Origin of the sequence: Brevibacillus sp. HB1.4B (assembly GCF_013284285.1) — a bacterium.
GTDB classification, from domain to species: domain Bacteria; phylum Bacillota; class Bacilli; order Brevibacillales; family Brevibacillaceae; genus Brevibacillus; species Brevibacillus porteri.
Window position 1 is genome coordinate 223947 of the sequence record NZ_JABSUT010000008.1, and the last position, 22663, is coordinate 246609.

The 22663-nt window shown below is 47.2% G+C and carries 21 protein-coding genes; 12 read left to right on the forward strand and 9 right to left on the reverse strand.

All coding sequences use genetic code 11. The features are described 5' to 3' along the window. Positions 1 to 16 precede the first annotated feature (16 nt). The 6 genes from HP398_RS20115 to HP398_RS20140 form a co-directional block, all read right to left on the reverse strand. Positions 17 to 1015 carry an ROK family protein gene (locus HP398_RS20115; protein ID WP_017246746.1) on the reverse strand — a complete coding sequence of 333 codons (999 nt, stop codon included), beginning with the start codon at positions 1013 to 1015 and terminating at the stop codon, positions 17 to 19. A 28-nt stretch (positions 1016 to 1043) separates the two neighbouring features. Further along, positions 1044 to 1988, reverse strand: a complete 945-nt coding sequence (locus tag HP398_RS20120; RefSeq protein ID WP_017246747.1) for a 1-phosphofructokinase family hexose kinase — start codon at positions 1986 to 1988, stop codon at positions 1044 to 1046. A 1-nt stretch (position 1989) separates the two neighbouring features. Further along, the gene (locus HP398_RS20125) at positions 1990 to 3075 is read right to left on the reverse strand and encodes a bifunctional phosphoglucose/phosphomannose isomerase (RefSeq protein ID WP_254476232.1); all 1086 of its coding nucleotides are present in this window, start codon (positions 3073 to 3075) and stop codon (positions 1990 to 1992) included. 35 nt (positions 3076 to 3110) lie between these two features. Further along, positions 3111 to 3974, reverse strand: a complete 864-nt coding sequence (locus tag HP398_RS20130; protein ID WP_017246749.1) for a class II fructose-bisphosphate aldolase — start codon at positions 3972 to 3974, stop codon at positions 3111 to 3113. A 34-nt stretch (positions 3975 to 4008) separates the two neighbouring features. Next, positions 4009 to 4788: a DeoR/GlpR family DNA-binding transcription regulator gene (locus tag HP398_RS20135; RefSeq protein WP_017246750.1), complete on the reverse strand. Its 780-nt coding sequence runs from the start codon at positions 4786 to 4788 to the stop codon at positions 4009 to 4011. Between the two features lie 183 nt (positions 4789 to 4971). Next, positions 4972 to 5844 (reverse strand): LysR family transcriptional regulator, encoded by an 873-nt coding sequence (locus HP398_RS20140; RefSeq protein ID WP_017246751.1) that lies wholly within the window; start codon positions 5842 to 5844, stop codon positions 4972 to 4974. A 149-nt stretch (positions 5845 to 5993) separates the two neighbouring features. On the opposite strand from HP398_RS20140, the gene HP398_RS20145 reads away from it, so the two are divergent. After that, positions 5994 to 6584, forward strand: coding sequence for a DJ-1/PfpI family protein (locus HP398_RS20145; RefSeq protein WP_017246752.1), 591 nt, complete (start codon positions 5994 to 5996; stop codon positions 6582 to 6584). Between the two features lie 55 nt (positions 6585 to 6639). Here HP398_RS20145 and HP398_RS20150 read toward each other — a convergent pair whose 3' ends face one another. Then, on the reverse strand, positions 6640 to 7983 hold the full coding sequence (locus HP398_RS20150; protein WP_173623477.1) for an erythromycin esterase family protein: 1344 nt from the start codon (positions 7981 to 7983) through the stop codon (positions 6640 to 6642). A gap of 259 nt (positions 7984 to 8242) precedes the next feature. Here HP398_RS20150 and HP398_RS20155 point away from each other — a divergent pair, with 259 nt between their 5' ends. After that, on the forward strand, positions 8243 to 8401 hold the full coding sequence (locus tag HP398_RS20155) for a hypothetical protein (RefSeq protein ID WP_173623478.1): 159 nt from the start codon (positions 8243 to 8245) through the stop codon (positions 8399 to 8401). Between the two features lie 29 nt (positions 8402 to 8430). On the opposite strand, the gene HP398_RS20160 is transcribed toward HP398_RS20155, so the two are convergent. Next, positions 8431 to 10221, reverse strand: a complete 1791-nt coding sequence (locus tag HP398_RS20160) for a helix-turn-helix transcriptional regulator (protein WP_173623479.1) — start codon at positions 10219 to 10221, stop codon at positions 8431 to 8433. Positions 10222 to 10482: 261 nt separating this feature from the next. Here HP398_RS20160 and HP398_RS20165 point away from each other — a divergent pair, with 261 nt between their 5' ends. The 4 genes from HP398_RS20165 to HP398_RS20180 all read left to right on the forward strand — a co-directional run bounded on the left by HP398_RS20165 (position 10483) and on the right by HP398_RS20180 (position 15685). Beyond that, complete coding sequence (locus HP398_RS20165) at positions 10483 to 12657, forward strand: serine hydrolase domain-containing protein (RefSeq protein WP_173623480.1); 2175 nt, start codon at positions 10483 to 10485, stop codon at positions 12655 to 12657. Positions 12658 to 12843: 186 nt separating this feature from the next. Further along, entirely contained in the window at positions 12844 to 13506 is a 663-nt protein-coding gene (locus tag HP398_RS20170; RefSeq protein ID WP_173623481.1) for a type 1 glutamine amidotransferase domain-containing protein, read from the forward strand. 70 nt (positions 13507 to 13576) lie between these two features. Further along, positions 13577 to 14785, forward strand: a complete 1209-nt coding sequence (locus HP398_RS20175) for an MFS transporter (protein ID WP_173623482.1) — start codon at positions 13577 to 13579, stop codon at positions 14783 to 14785. 15 nt (positions 14786 to 14800) lie between these two features. Beyond that, entirely contained in the window at positions 14801 to 15685 is an 885-nt protein-coding gene (locus tag HP398_RS20180) for a LysR family transcriptional regulator (RefSeq protein ID WP_173623483.1), read from the forward strand. Between the two features lie 51 nt (positions 15686 to 15736). Here the strand turns inward: HP398_RS20180 and HP398_RS20185 are convergent, their stop codons facing one another. Further along, the gene (locus tag HP398_RS20185; protein ID WP_173623484.1) at positions 15737 to 16225 is read right to left on the reverse strand and encodes a hypothetical protein; all 489 of its coding nucleotides are present in this window, start codon (positions 16223 to 16225) and stop codon (positions 15737 to 15739) included. Positions 16226 to 16466: 241 nt separating this feature from the next. On the opposite strand from HP398_RS20185, the gene HP398_RS20190 reads away from it, so the two are divergent. From HP398_RS20190 to HP398_RS20220, 6 genes are all read left to right on the forward strand, one after another. Continuing rightward, positions 16467 to 16910 (forward strand): MarR family winged helix-turn-helix transcriptional regulator, encoded by a 444-nt coding sequence (locus tag HP398_RS20190; RefSeq protein ID WP_017246761.1) that lies wholly within the window; start codon positions 16467 to 16469, stop codon positions 16908 to 16910. A gap of 49 nt (positions 16911 to 16959) precedes the next feature. Next, a complete protein-coding gene (locus HP398_RS20195) occupies positions 16960 to 17901 on the forward strand; it encodes a ring-cleaving dioxygenase (protein WP_173623485.1) in 942 nt (313 codons plus the stop codon). A gap of 15 nt (positions 17902 to 17916) precedes the next feature. Further along, the gene (locus tag HP398_RS20200; protein WP_017246763.1) at positions 17917 to 18972 is read left to right on the forward strand and encodes an LLM class flavin-dependent oxidoreductase; all 1056 of its coding nucleotides are present in this window, start codon (positions 17917 to 17919) and stop codon (positions 18970 to 18972) included. A 23-nt stretch (positions 18973 to 18995) separates the two neighbouring features. Then, positions 18996 to 19562 carry an NADPH-dependent FMN reductase gene (locus tag HP398_RS20205; RefSeq protein ID WP_069850077.1) on the forward strand — a complete coding sequence of 189 codons (567 nt, stop codon included), beginning with the start codon at positions 18996 to 18998 and terminating at the stop codon, positions 19560 to 19562. Positions 19563 to 19924: 362 nt separating this feature from the next. Further along, positions 19925 to 21997 (forward strand): J domain-containing protein, encoded by a 2073-nt coding sequence (locus HP398_RS20215; RefSeq protein WP_173623486.1) that lies wholly within the window; start codon positions 19925 to 19927, stop codon positions 21995 to 21997. Positions 21998 to 22018: 21 nt separating this feature from the next. Next, positions 22019 to 22654 (forward strand): DUF1266 domain-containing protein, encoded by a 636-nt coding sequence (locus HP398_RS20220; protein ID WP_173623487.1) that lies wholly within the window; start codon positions 22019 to 22021, stop codon positions 22652 to 22654. The last annotated feature ends 9 nt before the right edge of the window (positions 22655 to 22663 follow it).

A 22663-nucleotide genomic window follows, 5' to 3' on the forward strand; every position in this document is an offset into this window, starting at 1 on the left:
ATGTACACTCCTCTTTTTACAATTTCACGGTTCCTTGTTCCCTGTTCATTGCTTGCAGGGCCAGGGCGCCAGCACCGAGCATTCCTGCATCTGCACCGAGCTCGGCCAAAACGATCTTTGTCTGTTGATGAACAACTTCCATGGCGTACCGTTGTACACTCGCTTGTACCGGGGCCAGCAATAGCTCCCCAGCCCGGCAAACCCCACCACCGATCACTACGAGCTGCGGGTTGCACACGTTCACCAGCACAGACAAAGCCCAGCCCGTTACTTCACACACTTCGTTCCAGGCGCAAATCGCCACCGCATCACCTTGTTCCACTGCCGTAGCCACCTGCTCAGCCGTAATCCGCTCAATCTGTCCATCGCACAGAGTAAACAGAGGAGAGGCTTTTGCTTGCCGCGGATTGGCATCGAGCTCCTTGTCTAAGCGTTCACGGGCCAATCTGGCAATACCTGTGGCAGATGCGACCGTCTCAACACAACCGAGTTTGCCGCAATTGCATGGAGCAGTAAGCCCTGGATAGCGCACATGACCAATCTCTCCCGCGAATCCGTGACTGCCCCGAACGAGCTTGCCTTCGTTTACAATCCCTGCTCCCACCCCTGTACCAAGCGGCACGAAAACGAGGTGACTTACCTCACGACCCGCACCGAAAATGGCTTCTCCGAATGCAGCTGTCCGTAAATCGTTTTCAAAAAAAAGCGGCAGCTCCACCAACTTCGCGAGTGGTGTCCGCAAGTCTGCCTGGTGCAATTGAAAGTTGGGCGAGTGAACCGATATCCCCTTTTCCGCATCAAAAGGACCAGGAAATCCGATCCCTACTGCCTCTATTTGAACGGGTGATTGATCCCGCAGTTCGTTAATCAAGGCAGCCATTCGCTCGATCAAGATGGGCAAGTTGTTATGAACTTTTGTCTCCTTGGCAGCCCGGAGGAGAATTCGCCCATTCTCGTCCATGACCGCCCCTTTCATTGTCGTACCACCGACATCGAGGCCAATTACATGGCGCATGCTACTCCTCCCTTCTGAACCAGTCATTCTACTCGACTCGCTCCACATGCATCGGTTGACTCCTCAACCTCTGCACATCGTCGGGCGCGATCATGCCCGCTCCTAACGACCGTGTATTCGCGGCGCCGCATGCCATCCCCAGCCAAATCGCATCTGGCCAAGCCAAGCCTCGCAGCCTTCCGACAAGGACACCCGCAAGCATCGAATCACCGCAGCCCACTGTATTTTTCACTTCGGTATCCGCTAACCGGATCGCGGAAATACGCCACGTCTCCTTGCCATCGCCAAACCACGCACCCTCCTCTCCTAACGAGAGAAGGACTCGCTGGGCACCGTGCTCACGCAGTTCGCGTATGGCTCTGCATCTGGCATCGTCGCTATCCAGCGAAAATCCGAGAATCGCTTCCGCTTCCGGTCGATTGGGCTTGATGAGCGAGGGGGTTGCTTTGATTCCTTCCAGCAGGGCCTGGCCGCTCGTATCGAGCACGCATGCGGTTCCTTTCCCAGCGACACCTCGGATGAGCGCAGCGTATGTTTCGGTTGGAACGCCACCTGGCAAGCTTCCGGAAAAAACCATGTACTGTGCCTGGTCCGCCAGCTCGATCAAACGCGTTTGCAAGCGACTGATCTCTTCTTCACTGGGCGCAGGACCTTGCTCTAGCACTTCTGTCACCGTCTTTTCCTGTTCGTCGAGAAAAGCGAGACACAGTCGGGATTCTCCGCTCGTTTCGATAAAGGAGGACGTAATCCCCTCACACTCGCAGCCTTCTGCGATGAATCTCCCGTTGTGACCAGCGACAAAACCGCTTGCGACTACACCCTGCCCCAATGCTTTCGCTACACGCGCTACATTTAGCCCTTTTCCGCCGGGTAAGCTCAGTACATCAGTCGAGCGATGCAGCTCTCCAGAACGAAAATGCGAGAGGCGATACGTCTTATCGATGGCCGCGTTCAGTGTGACCGTTACGAGCATGCTATCTCACCTGCACAGTAACGAGCGGCTGCCCCATTTTTTGTTTGAACAAATTGATCACTTCTACAGGGGTTGGATCGACGCCGCGAATCAGAGCAGCGTACAGCGACACGAAGTCAGCCAAGTATACGATGGAAAACAAACGAGCCATTCGGGACACACCGTGGGAGTGAACCACCCTTACCCCACCAGCGCGCTCACGCAAAATGTCAGCGCTGATCTCTACACGTTGGGTCGTCTTCTCGCTATCCTCCTGATCGCGGATGAGTGTAAAATGAACGCCCTTCAGCAGTGCAGACGGCGAATCCCAGCCCACAGCTTCGTCGTGGTGAAGACTCGGAATGGCGTTCCAAAATGCCATCAGCTTGCTGTTTTCCCCGAGCTGGTTTTTCCAACGCCATGCAGGAGCATCGAAAAACGGTAGCGTTCCGTACACAACAGGTATCAGTCCATCCATCTCGATGGCGATTTGCTTGGCTTCATTATTTTCGATCGGAGAGTCCGTTCCGTAGATGTGCTTCCACTCCTCGAATAGGGCAATCGTCTCCTCGACCTCCGCACGTTTGTCGGAAATCAGCCCGAGCTTCGTCAAGATGGCGAGGATCGGCAGGAAAATGTAGCCGAGTACGATCCGAGGCATCATTCCGCCTGGTACAATCAAGCACGCATGATTGTGTTCACGAGCCAGCTCCAATACTTTTCCGCCCGCCGTAATGACGGCGATCTGTGCTCCTTTGGCGATGGCCGCTTCATAGCCGCTGACGACTTCTTCTGTATTGCCGGAGTGGCTAACGACGATGACGAGCGTCTTCGCATCTACAAAAGCCGGGAGGGTGTAGCCTTGATTTAATTGAAGCGGCACTTGCAGCTCGTCAAACAAATACGACTTGATCAAATTAACGCTCGCAGCCGAACCGCCACCAGTGCCAAGCACCACAATATTTTCAATTTTAACAGAAATATTTGATACATCTAAAGAATCAGATAATTGTAAGCCTGTTTTAAACTGCTCATCATAGCTTTCCGTATCTTGCAGTGCCCGAATCGTATCCAGTTCACGCAGTGCTTTTGTATCATCGAGATTCATACGCATGTAAAATCGTCCCTTTCCCATTTTTTTGATTAACGTCCACTAGCTTTCCCGATACAACCACACATCTCCATCTTGGCGAGAGCCACTTCTTTGACCGCCTGCTTGGCCTGCTTCATATAGGTGCGCGGGTCGTTTTCCTGCGGGTTGTTGTCAAATACGCCCTTGATCGCTTGTGAAAACGCGATACGCAGCTCTGTCGCTACGTTCATTTTTGCCATGCCGAGCTGAACCGCCCGCTTCACCTGCTCCTCGGGAATTCCCGAACCGCCATGCAATACAAGCGGCACAGAAACACGACGAGCAATCTCTTCGATACGAACAAAATCAATGCGTGGCTCCCCCTTGTAAATCCCGTGGGCCGTACCAATAGCCGGAGCCAACGTATCTACGCCAGTCAGCTCGATAAATCTCTCGCACTCGATCGGGTCAGCCAGTGCAGCATCTGCATCGTCCACGACGAGATCGTCCTCCACGCCCCCGACCTTGCCGAGCTCTGCCTCCACATTGACACCGCGCTCCCTAGCCAGCTCCACTACACGCCGGGTCATCGACGCATTTTCCGCAAAAGGATGCATCGACGCATCGATCATGACCGATGTATAACCCGCTTCAATACATCGCACGATCAGCTCCTCTTCATGACAATGATCCAAATGCAGCGCAATTGGTACCCGGGCCTCTTCTGAGGCTACCCGGGCGATTGCTGCTACATACTCAGGTCCGAGATGCCGGACCGTTCCGACTGTGGTCTGTAAAATGAGCGGTGCGTTTGCTTCGCAAGCCGCCTCCACTACTGCTTGGAGCATTTCCATCGTGTGTACGTTGAATGCCCCCACACAATATCCTTGCTCCCTTGCTGTGCGCAGCATCTGTGTCGATGATACCAACACCATATCGATCCCTCCGTTTCCTTTCTGATCTGGTAGTTTACCTAGTCACGCCCTGCAAGCTCGCCAGCTCCAGGTTGATGCCCAGCTCCGCGTACTTACTGACAAGATGCTGTGCCGCCGCATCCGTAATAATCCGATCGACATCGGACAACCCGGCGAACTTCGCCAAATGCGTCTCTCCGAACTTGCTGTGGTCGGCCAGCACGTAGACTTTTCTGGCGCGTTCCATCATGACTTGGTTGATTTGCGCTTCTGCCAGATTGAGCGTCGTCAGCCCATTTTCCGGATGAACCCCATCTGCCCCGATAAAGCATTTGAAGACAGAAAGTCCACGCAGATTGTCCGCTGCGACAGAACCAACGAGCGCAAAGGATTTGTGGCGCATCTCTCCACCGATCAAGATAACGTGATGCTTGCCTTGACTGTTCAGCTCCATGGCGATGTTGACCGCATTCGTCACGACAGTCAGATCATTCAAGCCGCGCAGCAGCTTGGCGAGCTCCATCATCGTTGTCCCTGCCCCGAGAATAACCGTATCCCCCGGCTGTATGTGCGACAGCGCTTGATGGGCAATCGCTTGCTTCTCTTCGCTTCTCTCTTCCAGCTTCTCTGTAAAACTGCGCTCCAATGGCAAGAAATTCGTAATCGTCGCTCCCCCGTGAATGCGCGTCAAGAGACCATCGTTTTCGAGCTTGATCAAATCTTTTCGGATCGTTACTTCAGACACATCCAGCGCCAGACTCAATTGGCTGACGGTTACGCTCTGTTCTGCTTTCAATTGTTCGAGGATCTTGCTGTGCCGTTCGGCTGCCAGCATAAGACTTCACTTCCTTACGATCATAAATAATTTTGTTTCGTTTTATTTCTATTTTCCTTTCGTTTACTTTCACTTCGATCTTAGCATTGTAGAAAAACCGATGTCAAACAAGTTATGAAATTTTCCGAAAATAAAACCAGCCTGCTCTGGTTCTAGACCAAAACAGACTGGTTGGTTGCCGCTTTACCCGATATCCCGACTTTCCAGCATGAAATCAATAAACTTCTTATGTGCCCGTGAAAGCCACTTGTTTTTATGGTAGGCAATTTGCGCATAGAACAACAGCTCTTCCTCGCACGCTATCATTTTCACTTTTTGCTCATTCAACAAGGCTTCGACGCTGATAGAGGGCATCAAGCTCACGCCTAGCCCGTTCGCCACACTCTGCTTGATCGCTTCCATACTGGAGAATTCCAGGTGATGCTTCGGCTTGATCTCCCTTTTTTCCAAGAATCGTTGAAAAAACCGCCGCAGAGCACAATGCTCTCCGCTGAAAATCATACATTCCTCGCCAGCATCCTCTATTTTTTCAAATGAATGATCACGCCCCCCGATAAAAACCAGCCGCTCGGTAGAGAACTGCTCCACGACCAGATTCGGATCATCGAGCTTTGGCTCCAGCGTGATCACGATATCCAATAGACCTTCATGCAGCTTTTCCCGCAAACGAATACAGTCGTCCATCACAAATGAAATATTTACGCCTGGGTAGCTCGCTCTGTACTTGGACAAAATGTCGCCCAGTCGATAGATCGTAAGCGTCTCCGAGGCTCCGATGCGCAGCTCGCCTTGCAGTGATTGCTCATTCGCCGATATATCCTTGATCTTCGCATACGAAACCAGCAGCTCCTCGACATACGTGTACAGCTCGCGGCCATAAGCGGTCAACTGAATTTTCTTTCCCAGTCGATCAAACAGAGGGACACCCATTCCTTCTTCCAGCTGCTGAATATGGGAGGTAATCGTCGCCTGTGAATATTGCAGTGCTTGTGCCGCTTTTGTAAAGCTGTTGAAATCGACGACTGCCTTAAAGGTTTGAAATTGGCGAATCTCCATGCCCGCTCCCCCTTGCCCGCCTATTTATTATCAGAAATCCTGAAGATCATCTTCAGAACTTTCATTTTTACTAATAACCAATGATAGCATATGATTCTTGGTAAGTACCGGTACGGCTTGAACGATTCGAACATAGGAGCTGATTTTCGATGAAAAAAGTGTGCTTGTTATTACCGAATGGTTTTGAAGCAGTAGAGGCTAGCGTATTTACAGATGTAATCGGCTGGAACAAGGAAGAGGGCGACGGAACAACGGAGCTGGTGACGGTGGGAACGCGCAAAGAACTGAAATGCACGTGGAATTTTACTGTGATCCCCGAAATGGTGATCGACGATGCGGATGTAAATGACTTCGATGCACTGGCACTGCCTGGCGGTTTTGAGCAGGCGGGGTTTTATGAAGATGCCTATCGCGAGGACGTGCTCGCTTTCATACGTGAATTTGAAAAACAAGGCAAAGTGATTGCCTCCATCTGTGTCGGCGCACTTCCCCTCGGGAAAAGCGGGATTTTGCAAGGCCGAAAAGCAACGACCTACAACCTGAACAACCAGTTGCGGCAAAAGCAACTAGCTGCGATGGGTGCCACTGTCATCCCTGACCAATCCATCGTCATCGACAACAATATTATCACCTCGTACAACCCTTCGACCGCTTTTGAGGTGGCATTCACCTTGCTGGAGTCGCTGACATCCCGCGAAAACACCGACAATGTGAAACGCTTGATGGGGTTTCTTGAATAATAAAACCGGCATTTTGCCCAGTGCTCTTGGGTAAATGCCGGTTTCTTTCTGCTATTTAACGAACAAGCTCGCCAGCGCTCACTGTGTCTATATGAATGAGAATATCAAATGTTTGCCCAAGCGCAGTTGTTACAGTGTTTGGTTTGCTTGGATCAGCAGAACCGAATCCGTTCAAAAACGGTCGTTCTTCCTCTAACCATTTTTTGGTGAGACCTGTAGCATTCCGTAAATCAACAAAGTATTGATCCTTTGAGACTTGATCCAGGGTGTGATTGAATGTTTTTGGATCATTCGATTCAATGGTAACGGGAACAATTTTATTTTCTAGGTTATACGCGTTGTAATCGCCTTTCCCGAATGAAGTTCCAATCGTTACATATTTCTTACCATAATGCTCCAGTAAGTGCTGACCGGCGAGCTTCGGGTATACATCCGGCAATATATTGTTCTTTGCGATGTGCCCATTGTGACCCCATACGATTGTTTTTCCCAGCTGTTCATGAGCCCACTTCGCATTCTCAAACATCGCGATATCATGCCTCAAAAATACTTCTGATGGATTCTCCGAGAAGTTGAAATACATGCCAGTAAATTGCTCAATGACCTTGGCGTGTTGCTTGATCTTTGAGAACTCCTCGGATTGGCCGTTCAGACGCTTTTTGTTTTGTTCCAATATTTTCGTGATTTCTTTCGCTTGCTCATGATGTTTTTTCTGAATGTCCTCTGGCAAAGATGTATAGGTTTCCAGGTCCTTCGTAACTTCGGCAAGTTCCTTCATTTTTTTATCCACACGGGGCAGCAGGTCAGGCTTATATTCTTTTATATACTGTCTGATCTCATCGTATACATTTTCGCTGACGTTTTGTACATCCATCCCGACCACCCGCAGTTTCTCTTCGTTCTCCGGATCAGCATTGTACTCACGCATCCATTCCAGCATGTCTACGATTTCTTGTGTTTGAAATAGGGGCATTAGATATTCACTCGGATTCCCTTCTCCTGTGAGAACGTAATGATCGAGTTCCAATGCGTTGCCCCAGTTTTCTTCTAATACAAGGGTGGTAAAGCCCATTTCCATGACGAGAAATTCAACAATCCGGTGTTTCATCGTAAAAATTTCACGACTGCCATGATTTGCCTCACCTAAACCTACGATTGAAGCAGAACCGATCATGTCGCGCAGCGGTTCAATATCTTCAAGATCAGTCCCAGGCTCAGCGCTATTCAATTCAAAAGATTTCAGCTCTAACCATTCTTTTGGACTTAGATTTTTTGCCTTCTTCCCTTGTTGTTGTTCGCTGTCCGCCTCGGTTAATGGAGCTGCATACGTGGCATGGGCTCCTGTTAAGAGGAGACTACAAATCGATACCGCGGCGATGCTACTTTTGTAAAAGTTCATTTCTCTTTCCTCCTATTATCTTCGTTTGCCCAAAGTATGGCCCGAGCACTGCCTGTACAACAAGTAACGTTTTGTCATAAGTATCAAACGCCCAGCTGCCAACGGTTTCTCCCTACCCCATATGACAATCTGTCATCAAAAAAAGCACCGGATCTTGAAGATCGGTACTTTTGAAATAACATTTCCAATGTCATATGCTGCAATCAGGGATAAGAATCGGCCATCCATCACACCCTACCTTCTAAAGGAGTGGTGAATCATGGATAATAAAAAGCGTTCCTCTGAGCACGATCCAACGATTGCGCCAAGTATGTACGGTCATGACCCATTAGAAGAAAAAGCGACAGAAGAAGAAGTGAAAAAAGGGGATTACACAGAGGTTACGCGGCTGTTCCTAGATCGAACGCCGGAAGAGTAAAGACGGGATTTCTCCCGTCTTTTTGTCATCTATAAGATACTCTTGGTTCGCGCCAGTTCAACTGCTTCTTCCCGGTTGCTGGCACCGAGCTTCGAATAAAGAGTGGAACAGTAATTCCGTATCGTTCCCTCCGATAAATATAGTTTGGTGGCAATCGATTTGTAGCGAAGCCCATCCGATAAAAGCTGTAAAATCTCCCGCTCCCGTTTCGTCAATCCATACGGATCATTCGGGCTGTACTTCTCTAATTGCTCACGTTGGCGCTTCATCTCTTCGAATACGCGCGTGGCGATCGACTGATCAAGCCACGTTCCCCCGCTATAGATGAGCTTCATCGCTTCCATCATCTCTTTTGGACGAGTAGACTTCAGCATATATCCTTCCGCCCCATGCTCCAATGCTGTTGCTGCCTGTACCGAATCCTCAAACGTTGTCATGACCACAACCTTCATGTTCGGCCAGCTTTCTTTCATTTGAAGGAAGGTCTCCAGTCCGTTCATCCCTTGCATGTGCACGTCCATTAACACGATATCCGGCTGGTGTCGTTCACACTGTTCTAAAGCTTCTTGCCCATCACTGGCTGTACCCACAACGATAAAGTTGTCCTGCTGGCTTAAGATTTGCTGTAAGCTGTCGGCAATCATCACCTGATCATCAACAATAAGCAGGCGGATACTTCCCTGTCCAGCTTCTGCCTGTATGGGAACATTACAAATGACAACGGTCCCTTGCCCTGATTGTGAATGAACGGACAACGTACCTTGCTGTTGCTCAAGCCGTTCTTTTATTCCCTTTAGTTCTAAGCCGAATTCGATGGACTCTAGTCCGTTGCCATTATCTTCGATTTGTAAACGGAGTTGCTGACTTTCGAAATACAGATCAACAGCTATCACACTTGCTTGGCCGTGACGAACCGCATTTGTGAGCGATTCTTGCAGGCAACGATATAAAGAAATGCTCATTTTTTGCATAACGAGCGTCTCACTGCCGATCACACGGAAGTTGACCGTTACACCTGTTGACTTCATAAATTCTTCCGTCAGTTCCAGGAGTGACTCACTTAACGACTGGTTGAAGCGAGCATGAGCATGAGAGAGCTGATGCAAATGCTTTCTGATATCATCCAGGCTGCCTTGTGCTATGGAGACAAGTTTATCAACTCGTTCGACCTGTGAATCAGGAACCGAAGATCGGAGCGACTCAACGCCAACAATCAGAGAGGTTAGCGAATGGCCAATCGTGTCATGTAACTCATGTGACAACCGATTACGTTCCTCGATCAGTGTCAGCTCCTCGATTTGCTTAATATGCTGCTCCAATAATTGCTTCTGTTCTTGAATGATGCGGCCTTGCTTATGAGACTCAATTAATATGCTAAATGCCATCCCAATCGCAAAACCAAAGCTGCAACTAAACATGAACTCGTACGGGAGACGATTGGTAATCAACCCGTTCAAAACCGGAAAAATAATCCCACTAGTGATTCCCGTCCACATATACGTTCTGCGACTACTGGCCACACCAATAATGATTACTAGTAAAACGAAAGGCCAAGTCAATCCAGGCGCTACAAAGGCCACAAATAGATAAAAAAAGCCTGTCATTACGACTTCGACTGCCAGATACCAATCTTTTTTTCTATATTGAACGATCAATGGAATGGCATAAACCAAAAGGGCACTAAGGATGATGACTCCGAACGGAACGGCTATCATTGCCGGATACATAATATCTGCGATGACGATGATACCTAGCCAAATCGTTCGCAAGGCAAAAATCACCCAATTGTACCAGAACCATTTTTTTATCATGAATAACATTTGTCATGTACTCCTGCTCATTTGAATGGTAAGGAATTTCCCGAAAGTTTCTGACTCATCATGCATCATCATTTCCCGATTCGTCAAGCAGAATGAGCCGTGTCATATAGCTCCTATGACATTTTATCATGCCGCAAATATGAACGGTTAGCACGATGTCATATATAGATTGAACGGTATTGTCACTATGTGATTTTACAGCCCTGAGAATAAGGTGGATGTGTAAAGACAACACATTTCAACTTACAGGAGCGATGAGAAATGAAACCATTCCCTATGCAAAAAGGAGCGTCCCTTACGTTATCTGCATTATTGATAGGAACGCTGATACTTCCTACTTACGGTTGTGCGGAAGCAGGTTTGGACCAGGCAATCACGCAACAACAGAAAACGGATCATACCAAAATAAAAGAAGCGATTGATAAAGCTGCTGCCAGCGAAAACATTCCAGGTGTCCTCTTTGCAGTAAAGAAGGGAAATGATTTCTGGTCGTATGCTTCCGGCGAAGCGAATATAGAAAGTAAGAAACCGATGGAAGCTGACTTTTCATTTCGAATCGGGAGTATAACGAAATCGTTCGTCGGTGTAGTGACCCTGCAACTAGCTGAGGAAAAGAAGCTAAGCCTCGATGACTCGTTGGAAAAATGGCTCCCAGGTGTCGTCCAAGGAAACGGATATGACGGTAACAAAATTACGATTCGTCAGTTATTAAATCATTCGAGTGGAGTGGCAGACTACTTAGATGATGAACTCAAGGAAAGTATAATCCAGAACTCCACTCAAACGTTTACAGCAGAACAACTCATTTCTCGCGCATTAAAGCATACACCGACTACCGGTGGCTATTCGAATACGAATACAGTGCTGATGAAACTCGTTATCCAAAAGGTCACAGGAGAAACGGTTGCCGAACAAATCAAGAAACGAGTGATTGAGCCGCTTCAACTAACAGAAACGTTTTTCCCGGATCACTCACAATCCATTCCGAAAAACAGTCCGAATGGATACTTTAACAATGCCGGTACATTAATGGATATAACTGACCTTAACCCTTCGTTTGCAGACGCAGCAGGGGCTATGATCTCGACTACGAAAGATTTAACAACGTTCTTTAGCGCTTTATTGGGCGGAAAATTGTTAACACCTGAGATGCAGAAAGAAATGTTAACCACTGTTTCTAATCCATACGGGAAATTCGGACTCGGTATTCAGGAAGTAACATTGCCGGATGGCACTACCATATGGGGCCATCAAGGCGGTATTCCTGGATTCACCAACTTCGCAGGTGGAACAAAAGACGGCGAGCACGTGATCGCGATGAGTATCAATGCATTAGGAGATACTGTTTCTCATATGGAGAACATCCAGATGACTGAATTCTCGGGACAAGCGATGCAACCATCCACCCCGGATCAAGCAGCTCAAAAACATGGGAAAGAAATGAAGGACTTCATTGATCAGAAAGCAAAAGTTGAGGGAGTCCCTGGAATAATTGCTGCTGGGTTAAGAGACGGAGAATACTGGTCTTATGCAGCGGGTGTAGCCAACCTCGATCATAAAAATCCGATGGAACCAGACTTTACTTTCCGTATTGGCAGTGTCACAAAGGCGTTTGTTGCTACCGTTGTCTTACAGTTGGCTCAGGAGAAAAAGCTGAATCTGGAAGACTCGGTAGAAAAATGGCTCCCAGGTGTGGTAAAGGGCAATGGGTATGACGGCAACAAAATCACGATTCGTATGTTATTGAACCAAACGAGCGGGATTGCAAGCTATACGAGTACAGACATGCGGTACGCTACCTCATTCCCTCAATATACCGTTGATGACCTTGTACGTATGGGACTGGCTAAGCCGCCAGTATTTCAACCAGGGGCAGGCTTTGACTATTCGAATACAAATACCGTCCTAGCTGGTCTTGTTATTCAAAAGGTGACAGGAGAAACGTACGATGTGCAGATGAAGAAACGGATCCTCGACCCGCTTCAGATGACAAATACATCCTTTAGTGGCAGTAATCCAAAAATCCCGGGCCAGCATGCCACAGGCTATAGCTTGAATCGGGAAGGGAAACTGTTTGATTTCACAGAGTATAATCCTTCATTCGCGAATGCTGCGGGGGAAATGATTTCGACAGGGAAAGATTTGACCACCTTTTTTAGTGCGCTTTTGGGTGGGAAATTATTAAATGACGAGATGATGAAGCAGATGACAACAGGTGTGGAATCGCCTTTTGGCAAATATGGATTGGGAATTTACGGGGTGACACTGCCGAGCGGAAAGACCTATTGGGTTCATGGAGGCGGCATTCATGGGTTTGAAACGTTAGCGGGTGGTACCTTAGGCGGGAAGGATATTATGGTGACGAACATCAATGCGGTCGGTCCAGAACCTGTCGTCACTAACCAAGCCATGTTCGAAAAGGAATTTAACCGTTAAGTTAAAAAGGAAAATTGATAGAAGGCTTTTGCCTTGGGAACTCCAAGAGCAATAAGCCTTTTTCCTTTTCAGTTTTATCCATAAATATATTTATGGATATACCAATAAAACACAATTTGTTTTATCGATAACTCGATCTTAGAATAGCAACTGTACCCCAATCAAAAAATACAGGAGGCAATATAGATGGCAAAACAAATCTTGATGGTAGTCACCAATCATACTGATATGCAGGAAGGCAAACAGACAGGAATCTGGCTGTCCGAGTTTGCGGAGGCTTATCTGGCCTTCGAAAACAAGGGCTATGTAATCACCGTAGCAAGTCCATTGGGCGGAGTTGGTCCAATTGACCCTGGCAGCGTGGACAACCAGACACCGCAAGAAATCTTGGACGCCGCCAAGCATCTGGAAAACACCAAAAAGCTGGACGATGTAACAGCAGACGGCTTCGAGGCCATTTTCCTCCCAGGTGGTCATGGCACGATGTTTGACCTGCCAGATAACCAAAAGCTCCAGCAATTACTGCGAGATTTTTATGAAGCAGGAAAAATCGTAGCGGCTGTTTGCCACGGTCCTGCCGGGCTCGTGGGTGCGACCTTGTCAAATGGTCAGCCGCTAGTCGCAGGCAAGCGCGTGAATGCTTTCACAGACAGAGAAGAAGCAGCGACAGGCTTAGGCCCCTACCTGCCTTTCCTCCTGGAGAGCAAAATCCGTGATCTCGGTGCCATTTTTGTGGCGGCACCAAACTGGAACACACATGTAGAAATCGACGGCAACCTGATTACCGGACAAAATCCGCAATCTACACTCGCTGTCACAGAAGCAGTAGTAAACAAATTAGGCGAATAATACACGTGAGGCTGATAGACGAAATACCTATCAGCCTTTTCTTTCAACGAAAGGAGGGCTACTCACTACCATGGCAACAGAAAATATGGCCGGACACTATAAACCAGCACAGGCCACTCGCAAAGGATCGACTCTCGCCCTGTACGCTCTGACACTCGGAGCATTTGCGATCGGGATGACAGAGTTCATCATTATGGGACTACTCTCTGAGGTAGCCACCAGTCTGAACGTCTCCATTCCGATGGCTGGATTCCTTATTACCGGCTATGCATTGGGTGTCGCTATCGGCGCTCCCATCATTACGATGGCTACCCACAGAATGCCGCGCAAAGCACTTCTGCTGTTTCTTATGATTCTATTTATCGCGGGAAATGCGCTAGCCGCCCTCGCACCGAACTATATGGTTCTGATGCTGGCTCGCATCCTGGCTGCTCTTACCCACGGATCGTTCTTCGGTGTGGGTTCGGTCATTGCTGCTGAGCTGGTTCCCAAGGAAAAACGCGCGGGTGCCATCGCGATTATGTTTACCGGACTGACACTGGCCAATATTTTGGGTGTACCGATTGGAACGTTTCTGGGGCAAGCGTACGGGTGGCGCTCTACTTTCTGGGCAATCACGATGATTGGGATCATTGCATTGATCGGAATTGTCATGCTCGTTCCGAAGGTCGCCAACGCAACGTCCAGTCTGCGACAAGAGCTCGGCGTACTCAAACGCCCAGCGGTTCATATCGCGCTTTTGATGACTGTATTCGGATTTGGTGGCGTATTTACCGCGTTTACGTACATTTCGCCAATCCTGGTGGACATCACGGGCTTCTCACCCAGCTCTGTTTCGTACATCCTCGTCTTATTCGGCGTAGGGATTACAATCGGGAATATTTACGGTGGAAAATTGGCAGACCGCAAGCTGTTTCCTTCCCTGCTCGGGATACTTGTCGCACTAGCGCTCATTCTCGCTGTGTTCAGCTTTACCGATCAAAATAAGCTTCTCACCTTAATTACCGTATTCATTTTGGGGATTGCCGCATTTGGTACCGTTCCTGGCTTGCAGCTCCACATGCTCAACACAGCCAAGGAAGCACCTACTCTCGCCTCGACCCTGAACATCGCGGCCTTCAATCTGGGTAATGCACTTGGTGCCTATATCGGGGGCGTTGTTATCGATTTTAACTTTGCAGGCGGTCTTACTGCCGTTCCTTGGGTCGCTTCGCTCGTGACGGTCATCGGAATTTTGTTTACGATATGGGGAGCACAGCACCAGAAACGTCTCAGTTAAGAAAGGATAGCCAGCATGGTGGACTTTGAATGGTACCGAAGCTTTATCAGCATTTATAAGCATAGCTCCGTATCGGAAGCTGCCAGAACGAGAATGATGACCCAACCAGCCATGAGCCAGCATTTGGCCTCCCTGGAAGCAGAAGTGGGTGAGCCGTTATTTACACGAGCTCCCCGAAAAATGATTCCTACCGAGAGAGGCAAAGCGCTCTATACACAGGTGGTTCCGCTCATCGAAGCTTTGGAAGAAACCACGCAGACCCTCAAGACGAACGCGGCCACGTCTTTACCCGTGATTCGAATCGGGTCAGCGCATGAGTTTTTCCGTGAAAAATTAGCTCCGCATATCGGGAGCTACCAAATGCGCGTCATCGCCTATCTCGGTGTCGCTTCCAAGGTACTCGAATTATTACTGGAGGAAAAAGTAGATCTCATCGTCATGTCGCAAAAGCTTTCCGCGCCAGGCGTCGAATATATTCCGTACATGCAAGAGGAATTTGCTTTGGTGGCACCTCCCGATTACAGTGAACCAACGTTTGACGACAAGGAGTCTTTTGAATCGTGGCTATGCTCCCAGCCGTGGATCAGCTATGATTTGGATTTGCCGATCATCCGCCGCTTTTGGCGTGAGCATTTTCAGAAGCGACCACAAACGCATCCGACACACGTCGTACCGGATTTGCACAGTGTGCTGAAGGCTATCGAGCACGGCGCTGGCATCAGCCTGTTGCCCACGTTCATGTTGGATGACCATTTGTCCATGAACAAAGTAAAAATCATGTATCCGTCCTGTACTGTTTTTAATGATTTGTACTTGGCATATCATATGAAGAACCGAAATTTGCCCCTCTTGAAAGCATTAATTGAAACGATGAAGAAGACGGTTGAAAAAAAACAATAGATAAAAATAATGCCGCTCCTAATAATGGAGCGGCACATTCTTACAAACAGTTTAAAGTTTTAACATCTCGTTTATCCAAGATCTAAAGTTTTCTTGCATATTTGGATATGTTCCATCAATATTTTTCCTCAATGTCACCCACTGTAAATGCTGAGGGAGATTGCATATTTTTAATCTGAGATCATTCAACTCTCCCGTATAATCTTCTAATAGAAGCAACCGTTCACCATCTAGCGTTTCCTTTCCATATGCTTCATATTTTACTTCATTGATTACTGCGGTCGTATGCCAGTGTTTGTATGTGCACCAACGGAAGTTCCCTGGTAGCCCTTTTAATTTCAAATTCAATTCTTCTATGTCTTCTTTTCTTACATAAGACCCAATTATTTCAGCATCTATTTCAATTCTTGGATCGAACTCTTTACAATCAATGGTAAGCTCATAATCTGCATTTTCTTCAGTATGATAGTGAAATAGGATATCTCTCAAGTTGTTTAAGACAATTTCTTTGCCAAAGTATACTCCTGATTTTTTCTCCATAAATGATCCCCTATTTCATAAATAGTGTGCATTACCTTTTAATCCGTACCCCACTTGGGCAAAGTTCCATTCCGAGTAATTGTGTATATCTCATAGTGTTCTTTTATAAAAATACCAAATAATCGACACAACATCATACTTGGATGAATAAATCGGTGTGGAAGGAAATTAATAAACGCTTGCTATTTTATCAGTTGAGTAGTAAAGTGATAATAAGCTCAGCGAAGGGAGGCAAACTAACATGCGTAATAACACCATAGGCTCATTAATCTGGTTACGCTTGATGCGGTTTACCACCCAAAGCAACCAGCTGTCAAATGAGTTCCTAAATAGATTTGATTTAACAACAGCTCAATTCGATGTCCTGATGCAAATTAGCGTCTATCAGCCTCTTACCCAATCGGAGTTAGCTGAGAGGGTAACCGTTACCCAAGGTGGTATTTCTCGAATGCTCGTACGTCTTGAAAAAGAAGGCTACATTGTACGCAAGCAGGATTGGAAAACAAAAACGATCAGCCTTACCGAAAAAGGGGAAGCAGTACTGGAACAAGCCTTTCCTGAACAACTGGCTTTCCAATCGTCTTTCTTTGACGAAGTACTCAGCGAAGAAGAGCAAAAAACGCTATACACCCTCATGACACGCGTTCATAAGAATAGCCAAAAAAAGGAATTACCGCCTGTGTAATTTTTTTACACCATCACTTGATTAGTCAAGTTATATAAGGAGGGCTACCATGTACACCATTCCAGGCCATCACCATGTATCTATGTTAACCAAACACGCTCCATCGAATAATCACTTTTATCAAAACGTATTGGGACTGCGCAGAGTGAAAAAAACCGTCAACCAAGACGATCCGTCGATGTATCACCTGTTTTACGGAGATTTGACAGGCAGTGCCGGAACCGAGTTGTCATTTTTTGAAATGCCGATGGTAGGAAAAACTGTACGCGGCACGAACGCGATCACTCGAATCGGACTGCTCGTTCCGTCACTGGAGAGCTTGACCTTTTGGAAAAAGCGCTTTGAACAACTGAATGTTCACCATGGCGAGATTACCAAGTACGCTGGCCGCGATGCCTTGCATTTCGAAGATCCAGAAGGACTGCGGATGATCCTGATCAATAACAACGGCGAAGGAGTTCCATCGAGTTGGGCTCCATGGGACGAATCCGTGGTCGAAGAAAAGCATCGCATTTTGGGAATCGGCACGGTTGAGATTACCGTCCGCTCCTTGGACAAAATAGCCAGTCTGTTAACAGACACATTCGGTTATACCGAAGTATCACGCTCAGAACAAGAAGCCATTTATCAATCCGTCCCTGGGAAATCCTTCGGAGAAATTGTCATCAAGCAGGAAGAGGGTACCCCTGAAAAACCAGGACGAGGGAGTGTCCATCACTTGGCGATTCGCGTGAACAGCGATGAGGAGCTGCAATATTGGGATGACGCCGTTCGAAAACGCGGCTTCCGTTCAACAGGCGTGATCGATCGATTCTACTTCAAAAGCTTGTATTTCCGTGAATCAAATGGAATTTTATTCGAAATCGCAACAGACGGTCCTGGCTTCACAGCAGATTCAACCGTCGAGGAGCTCGGGAAAGCGTTGGATTTACCTCCATTCCTCGAAGGCCGTCGTGCAGAGATTGAAGAAAAATTGACACCTATAGACTAAAAGGAGTGAATGAACATGGAACAATATCGTATCGACACCAAAAAGGGACTGGAATTCGGCCTGTATTCAATTGGCGACCATACCCCGAACCCACACACAGGCTCAAAGATTTCTGCTGAACAACGTATCAAGGAATTAATCGAGGCAAGTAAGCTGGCAGATGAAGCAGGTATTGATGTATTCGCTGTTGGCGAAAGCCACCAGACGTATTTTACGACGCAAGCACATACCGTCATTCTGGGCGCGATCGCACAAGCTACAAAAAACATTAAAATTGCCAGCTCTGCTACGGTATTGAGCACATCCGACCCAGTCCGCGTGTATGAAGACTTTGCTACGTTGGATTTGATCTCCAATGGTCGGGCTGAAATTGTTGCGGGACGCGGTTCCCGTGTAGGGGCTTATAGCCTCCTCGGCTACGATGTACGCGACTATGAAGAATTGTTTGAAGAGAAAATGGATCTGCTTTTGAAGCTGAATAACGAGGAACGCATTACGTGGGAAGGGCAATTCCGTGCACCGCTACAAAATGCTACGATCCTGCCGCAGCCATTAGACGGACGCCTGCCTATCTGGCGAGCAGTAGGGGGACCACCTGCGAGTGCGATCAAAGCCGGTCAAGCAGGAGTACCCATGATGCTGACAACACTCGGAGGTCCTGCCATCAACTTTAAAGGCTCCGTCGATGCCTATCGGGAGGCTGCGAAGCAAAATGGCTTTGACCCAGCTACCTTGCCAGTAGCGACAACAAGCTTGTTTTATACAGCTGACAAAACTTCTGATACGCTTCGCGAGTACTATCCGCATCTAAACGGTGGTTTTATCGCTTTGCGTGGTAGTGGATATCCGAAGCAACAGTTTGCGCAAGCTGTCGATTATCGAGATGCGTTAATGATTGGTAGCCCAGATGTCATCGTCGAAAAAATGCTCTACCAATACGAAATGTATGGGCAACAGCGCTTCATGGCGCAAATCGATTTTGGCGGCGTTCCGTTTGATAAGATTGCCAAAAATATTGAGCTGATCGCAACGAAAATCTTGCCAGAAATTAAAAAGCATACAGCAAAATAAGAACAAAAAAAGGAGTGACACCTATGAAAATCGTCGGCATTGCAGGCTCTAACGTAGGCTCGAAAACAAGAACAGCGATGGATTGGACACTCAAAAAAGCACGGGAAAAATACCCGGATGCAGAAATTACGCTGCTTGACCTAGCCGAGTACAATCTCGTCTTCAGCGACGGACGGAATTATACGGATTACGAAGGCGACACCAAGTTCGTGACCGAAACCATCATGGGAGCCGATGCGCTTATCATTGGAACACCTACTTTCCAAGCATCTATCCCAGCCACATTGAAGAACATTTTTGACCTGTTGCCCGTCAACGCTTTCAGGGATAAAGTGGTCAGCGTATTGGTCACGGCAGGAACATCCAAGCACTATCTCATGGCGGAACAACAGTTGAAGCCGATCCTCTCTTATATGAAGGCACATATCGTACCCACTTATGTCTTTATCGAAGAGAAGGACTTCAACCGCAAAGAAATCATCAATGATGATATTCACTTCCGTCTGGAGCGTCTCGTCGAGGATACGGTACTACTCGTCGATGCCTATGCACGGATTCGGGAGCAAAAAGATGCGGAGTACGATTTTTAATCGAATCAAATTTATCTCAAATTAAAGAAACTCCATACAAAGACATTTAAGAGGAATTATCCATGACAACGAAAAATCACAATGTAAATGATGGCTCTGTTGTTGATTGACCACCAAAGCGGTTTGTTCCAAACAGTAGGGGATATGGATGTGCTAACACTCCGCCGAAATGTGATTGCCCTTGCAAAAGCTATGTAACCTGCCGTCCAACTACCTTAACAATGAAAAGACACGGATCTTCTTCTCACAAGGAAAGAAGGTCTGCGTCTTTTTTATTTTCCCATGATAGTTAAAATTATCCTCAGTGGATTATAATCATGAAACAATAGATGAATCACACGTAAAAGGTGGCGTGACGACTTGTGAATATTTGGAGGATACTGGACATTGATCCTACCGAAGATATTTCGACGATTAAGAAAGCCTATGCGAAAAAGCTGAAGATGCATCACCCGGAAGATGATCCGGAGGGCTATCAGCAACTGAGAGAAGCATACGATCGGGCCATCAAAATGGCGAAGCAGCGTGAGAAAATACCAAAAGCAGAAGTGACATTCACAGCTGATACAGAAGCTCCTGTACAAGTGGAAGAGGATACCCCCGTTCTCACTGTTCAACGTCGGTTGTCCTTTCAACATATTGACGCCACACTGGATCGCAATAATCCGGTTGTGGAAGAGGATACCCCCATTCTCACTGTTCAACGTCGGTTGTCCTTCCAACATATTGACGCCACACTGGATCGCAATGATCCGGTTGTGGAAGAGGATACCCCCGTTCTCACTGTTCAACGTCGGATGTCCTTTCAACATATTGACGTCACACTGGATCGCAATAATCCGGTTGAACAGATAGACACTTTTATGGAGCAAGTAAAAGCTTTGTACGACGATTTCCCTTCCAGAATCAATCCGGAAAATTGGACAAAGCTGCTCCGTTCTGACTTAGTGTGGAATATACATCAGAGCAGAATCGTCAGTGATCGCCTGTTTCACTTTCTGCACGAGCACCACCATTTGCCCAAAAGCGTCTGGTTAATACTAGAGGATGGCTTTCAATGGCGGGAGCTTATTCAAAAGCCTTTTTATATGGACAAGCACTCGAAAAAATTTTGCCAATACTATCTGAAGCAGCTAGACGAGCCAGGATTGCGTTTTGACACTTTGCTTGCGGCGACCCATCTCGATCGTGATAAATTTTTGTCTTACCGCGATGCAGCTTATCAAGCCTTGAAAGAAAATCAACTGGAGCAAGCAAGCAACTCACTTAACGCGGCTATTGCCTTATTTGCCGATGACCCCGAATTGCTTCGCCTTCAGGGAGAGTATTGCCAACGCATCGGTGACCCGGATGGTGCACTTGACGCTTATTCCCGTATCATCAGCATTCAGCCAGACGATATCGACAGCTACCTGGCTCGAGCCTACATATGGTACCACAAACAACATGTCACCGAAGCTCAGAAGGAATGCGAGTACATCTTGTCTCAACTCCCAAACCATCCGGAAGCACTGAGCCTGCTCGGAAAGTGTGAGCTGAAGCTGGGTAAGGCTGCTCAGGCAAAAGTCACATTTGAAAAGCTGCTCGCAGCCAGTCCACACGATTACGAGGCACTCATTTTGCTCACCCAGATTCGTGGAAACATGCTGAAACAAGTCAAGAAGCTACCAGCCAAAGATCGAAAGCATGCCTTGCAGCAATTGACTTCGGAGCTGGGAGAACGGAAAGGCTTGAATAAACAAATAAAGCCGGCCATTCATTTTCAAGTAGCCGTAGCTACGGTTGCCCTTGCTCTCATCATGCTTTTTCAATCTCTTCTATACAACGTATATGTAGATCATACGAAGTCCACTCCCATTTCTAATGTAGAGCTTCATCAGAATGGACTGGTCAAATTATCATCGCCAGAGGCTTTGAAACAGATTGGACCCAACCAATTCGTTCAGGCCAAGTTAACGAATCTCCGTAATCTGAACATCTATCAATATACGAAAACAGATAAAGACGGAAATAGCTACACGACATACGAAAATTATTTGACGCTTAATGAAACCGGAGACATAAGAAAAATTACTCCTTCAGGCTACGTAAAAATCGGCTACTTGGGCGATACACCCATCCTCGTCATTACGAAGCATAGTACGATCGAGATTGAAAAAACCGGAATCTTAGAATTTGAAATGGGCCAGATAATGGATATACCGCCTAAGGTACTGGTGGACACAAAGAAAATGTTACAGCATTTGGAACTGACTCCTTTGTTCGATTTCAACAAGCTCAATCAGAATCAAATGATTGAGGTAAAGTATTTGACGATCCCGACGAGCCCGAGCCCGCCGTTAGCGATCTATTTCTATGGGCTGATTCTTTTGGTCTTGTGTCGTTTCTTCTTTGGTTCACTGTACAAGCTGTATATCATCACTCGATTCTATTAACAAGGAGTGAACTTTTCATACATGTTCACATTCAAGCGTAAAAAGGAAAAACAATTTCACTTCTTTACCCACAGTATGCATTCAGCTATTATGATCGGGGCAGATACGGTCTTCATCGAAACAAAAGATAACTTTAGCAAACGGGGAATAAGAGATGCAGCGAGTCAGAAAGAGAGACTATCGTGGATGCTTAAAGAAGGCGAGCGGAAAGAATTTGCCCGGCTTCACCATTTCTTATCAGCATTATCAGAATCAGGACGAGTGGAATATATCGACTCTCTGGAACCAGATCAGAATCGCCTCGGCAAGGCAAAGGTCGTTCATTACTATCTAAAAAGACTCCCTGCTGAAGGGATTGCCGCCTATGATTTTGCCTGGGCCTCGTACTTGAGTGGTACGAGATGGGAAAATGGCGGCTATATCAGAAAAGAGGAAGCTCGGCAGTTTAAGCTACAGGCTGTGAGACAAGCGCAACAAGCCTATAACAGCTGGAGCGAGTTTATCACGGGATATATCGCCGGCTATCAATTTATGACTGCGCAAACATCGCTGGATCACCTGCGCCAAAATGATTGGAATTTTTCACGCTCCTTTGTTTCCAAACACGGCAACCTATCGAAATCTAACTGGCATACAGACTTTTCAAATTTTAGCTAAAAAAGAAAA

Excerpts from the sequence above, each read along its gene's own strand:
- HP398_RS20160 (WP_173623479.1), bottom strand. The coding sequence starts at position 10,221 with ATGTTATTCATGATAAAAAAATGGTTCTGGTACAATTGGGTGATTTTT.
- HP398_RS20205 (WP_069850077.1), top strand. The coding sequence starts at position 18,996 with ATGAAAATCGTCGGCATTGCAGGCTCTAACGTAGGCTCGAAAACAAGA.
- HP398_RS20200 (WP_017246763.1), top strand. The coding sequence starts at position 17,917 with ATGGAACAATATCGTATCGACACCAAAAAGGGACTGGAATTCGGCCTG.
- HP398_RS20185 (WP_173623484.1), bottom strand. The coding sequence starts at position 16,225 with ATGGAGAAAAAATCAGGAGTATACTTTGGCAAAGAAATTGTCTTAAAC.
- HP398_RS20125 (WP_254476232.1), bottom strand. The coding sequence starts at position 3,075 with ATGAATCTCGATGATACAAAAGCACTGCGTGAACTGGATACGATTCGG.
- HP398_RS20165 (WP_173623480.1), top strand. The coding sequence starts at position 10,483 with ATGAAACCATTCCCTATGCAAAAAGGAGCGTCCCTTACGTTATCTGCA.
- HP398_RS20130 (WP_017246749.1), bottom strand. The coding sequence starts at position 3,974 with ATGGTGTTGGTATCATCGACACAGATGCTGCGCACAGCAAGGGAGCAA.
- HP398_RS20170 (WP_173623481.1), top strand. The coding sequence starts at position 12,844 with ATGGCAAAACAAATCTTGATGGTAGTCACCAATCATACTGATATGCAG.
- HP398_RS20175 (WP_173623482.1), top strand. The coding sequence starts at position 13,577 with ATGGCAACAGAAAATATGGCCGGACACTATAAACCAGCACAGGCCACT.
- HP398_RS20220 (WP_173623487.1), top strand. The coding sequence starts at position 22,019 with ATGTTCACATTCAAGCGTAAAAAGGAAAAACAATTTCACTTCTTTACC.
- HP398_RS20140 (WP_017246751.1), bottom strand. The coding sequence starts at position 5,844 with ATGGAGATTCGCCAATTTCAAACCTTTAAGGCAGTCGTCGATTTCAAC.
- HP398_RS20115 (WP_017246746.1), bottom strand. The coding sequence starts at position 1,015 with ATGCGCCATGTAATTGGCCTCGATGTCGGTGGTACGACAATGAAAGGG.
- HP398_RS20145 (WP_017246752.1), top strand. The coding sequence starts at position 5,994 with ATGAAAAAAGTGTGCTTGTTATTACCGAATGGTTTTGAAGCAGTAGAG.
- HP398_RS20190 (WP_017246761.1), top strand. The coding sequence starts at position 16,467 with ATGCGTAATAACACCATAGGCTCATTAATCTGGTTACGCTTGATGCGG.
- HP398_RS20155 (WP_173623478.1), top strand. The coding sequence starts at position 8,243 with ATGGATAATAAAAAGCGTTCCTCTGAGCACGATCCAACGATTGCGCCA.
- HP398_RS20180 (WP_173623483.1), top strand. The coding sequence starts at position 14,801 with ATGGTGGACTTTGAATGGTACCGAAGCTTTATCAGCATTTATAAGCAT.
- HP398_RS20195 (WP_173623485.1), top strand. The coding sequence starts at position 16,960 with ATGTACACCATTCCAGGCCATCACCATGTATCTATGTTAACCAAACAC.
- HP398_RS20135 (WP_017246750.1), bottom strand. The coding sequence starts at position 4,788 with ATGCTGGCAGCCGAACGGCACAGCAAGATCCTCGAACAATTGAAAGCA.
- HP398_RS20150 (WP_173623477.1), bottom strand. The coding sequence starts at position 7,983 with ATGAACTTTTACAAAAGTAGCATCGCCGCGGTATCGATTTGTAGTCTC.
- HP398_RS20120 (WP_017246747.1), bottom strand. The coding sequence starts at position 1,988 with ATGCTCGTAACGGTCACACTGAACGCGGCCATCGATAAGACGTATCGC.